This is a genomic window from Metabacillus niabensis (genome assembly GCF_902829255.1).
Lineage (GTDB): Bacteria > Bacillota > Bacilli > Bacillales > Bacillaceae > Metabacillus > Metabacillus niabensis.
Window position 1 is genome coordinate 1 of the sequence record NZ_CADEPK010000161.1, and the last position, 1,322, is coordinate 1,322.

2 protein-coding genes are annotated in these 1,322 nt (G+C 33.0%); one reads left to right on the forward strand and one right to left on the reverse strand.

The features are described 5' to 3' along the window. Positions 1–292: 292 nt before the first annotated feature. Positions 293–448 carry a hypothetical protein gene (locus HU235_RS12120; protein ID WP_170944471.1) on the reverse strand — a complete coding sequence of 52 codons (156 nt, stop codon included), beginning with the start codon at positions 446–448 and terminating at the stop codon, positions 293–295. Positions 449–809: 361 nt separating this feature from the next. Between HU235_RS12120 and sigK the strand changes: the two genes are divergently transcribed. Beyond that, positions 810–1,322: RNA polymerase sporulation sigma factor SigK (sigK, locus tag HU235_RS12125; protein WP_174880373.1), on the forward strand; the 513-nt coding region annotated here is incomplete at its 3' end.

Sequence of the window (1,322 nt, forward strand, 5' to 3'; positions counted from 1 at the left end):
TGTAATAATAAGCTAAATTTTGTAAAGGTTGATTGGAGCTAACACCAAAATGGTAAAATCAACCTAAACGACTAATTATAAAAAGTAACAAAGCTTACGATAACAGCCCTTTTTTACATTTCTCTTTTTCTTCACAATCTATACTCTTTATAGCTTTACAATCAAACTAAGTATTTCCTTTCCCACAAATATGTATCAACTTATGGACGTTTGTTATTATATCATTAGTTACATTTAATCACTACAAAGAATGGCTCTCTAGTCTATAAAGATTGAGAGCCATTTAAACAGTTTATTTTATATAATTGTAATAATAGTATCCCCCACCAATGACTAATAGCAAAATAAGCAATACGACGATAAATGCATACCAATAACCATAACCTAATCCAGCCTTAGTTGGATAATACGGATATGGGCCGGGACCATATGCATCATATCCATACATCGATTTATTCTCCTCCTTTTAATGACCTATATTATAAATATGTGCATTTATCTAAAATGTTTAGGCTATAGTATGTAATTTCCGTACATCTGTTATTAAAGAAAAGGCTATGTTAACGTTATTGTTGATTATCTTATCCTTTTCTTTAATGGAGAGGATACGAGACTGGAGAAGCGTATAAGGGACACCTCATTTTCCAAGAGCTAGGAGATTTCGGAATGCTTATAACCAAGATGAACAGCCTCAAAGAAAAATGAGATAAAACCATCTAATTTTATAGTACATGCACGAACTACTTCCTTTTCACATAAACATTACTTATAGGCATAAGCCTACATCCTGTTTTAGTGGAGGTGGAGGTATGACAGGGCTCTTATCGGCGCTAGGGTTTATTGTAAAAGAATTAGTGTTCTTAGTATCTTACGTAAAAAATAATGCCTTCCCACAGCCTTTGTCTGCAACAGACGAAAAAAAATATTTACGCCTTATGGCAGAAGGTGATGAGTATGCAAGAAACCTTCTAATTGAGCATAATTTGAGACTCGTTGCTCACATTGTAAAAAAGTTTGAAAACACTGGGGAAGATTCAGAAGATCTTATTTCGATCGGAACAATTGGTTTAATAAAAGCAATAGAAAGCTACTCACAAGGGAAAGGTACAAAGCTAGCTACTTACGCTGCTCGTTGTATAGAAAATGAAATTTTAATGCATTTACGAGCTTTGAAGAAGACGAAAAAAGATGTTTCATTACATGATCCAATTGGTCAGGATAAGGAAGGAAATGAGATAAGTTTAATCGATGTATTAAAGTCTGAAAATGAAGATGTTATTGATACAATCCAATTAAATATGGAATTGGAAAAGGTAAAGGAA